Origin of the sequence: Vibrio sp. 10N.261.52.A1 (genome assembly GCF_002876325.1) — a bacterium.
Taxonomy (GTDB): domain Bacteria; phylum Pseudomonadota; class Gammaproteobacteria; order Enterobacterales; family Vibrionaceae; genus Vibrio; species Vibrio chagasii.
This window is the reverse complement of the sequence record NZ_MCYD01000332.1, coordinates 1-802: the sequence shown is the minus strand read 5'-3', so window position 1 is coordinate 802 and position 802 is coordinate 1. Positions and strand designations below refer to the sequence as shown.

Below are 802 nucleotides of genomic sequence, written 5' to 3'. Positions count from 1 at the left end.
GTTTTATAAAATAAAGCCATGTAAATCACAACATTCATTATTGGTTAATAAAATCACCTCTGCAATATAGAAATTTCCTTTGGCAATAGTCACTTATGTTGCATACTTGCCGCCTTCAAAAGAGGTGCATAATGAAAAAGAACGGTTTTACAATTATTGAGCTTGTTGTCGTTATTGTGATTCTTGGAATAATCGCCGTTACGGCAGCGCCCAGATTCCTGAATGTGAGTACAGATTCGCATATTGCAGCCGTGAAAGGTACTGGCGCTGCTTTCAAAGCAGGTGTCGATCTTGCCTACTCAAAAAATTTGACCTTAAACGGTGGCGGTCCATCTACGAACATCCCTATCTATGATGACTCTGCCACTGGCCAGCTTGACTTCAATGAATGGGGATACCCAGTACAGCAATGGCCTTACGCAGAAGATTTCCCAAGGTTGGATAATCCGGAAGACTGTATTTCGGTATGGGAAGCTCTCCTGATTGATCCACCGAGCGTTTCTAGTTTCAACTCACCGACTGATACTGACTATATCGCTGAGTACATCCACACCGACCAATGCCGTTATCATTATCGAGTCGTACCCGGGATCTCTATTTACTACAACTCGATGAATGGCGATGTCACCGTGGATGACGAACCAGACAGCTAAGCTCTAGTTTAATACTCAACGTGTTGGTACAGACAAATAAACTTAGAGAATGCCACGCATCAAGATTCAACCATCCCAGAAATTAAGATAAGCACGTTTTGGCGAAAACCAGCGTGCTGTCTAACTCTCCAGAAGGTAAACGCCTAGCA

Annotated in this window: 1 protein-coding gene; it reads left to right on the top strand. The window is 43.1% G+C overall.

Annotated features, from left to right (window positions below):
• Window positions 1-131 precede the first annotated feature (131 nt).
• A complete protein-coding gene (locus BCT81_RS04045; RefSeq protein WP_102423305.1) occupies window positions 132-653 on the top strand; it encodes a prepilin-type N-terminal cleavage/methylation domain-containing protein in 522 nt (173 codons plus the stop codon).
• The last annotated feature ends 149 nt before the right edge of the window (window positions 654-802 follow it).

Bases quoted from the DNA above. Each gene is read 5' to 3' on its own strand.
- BCT81_RS04045 (WP_102423305.1), top strand. From the start codon at position 132: ATGAAAAAGAACGGTTTTACAATTATTGAGCTTGTTGTCGTTATTGTG.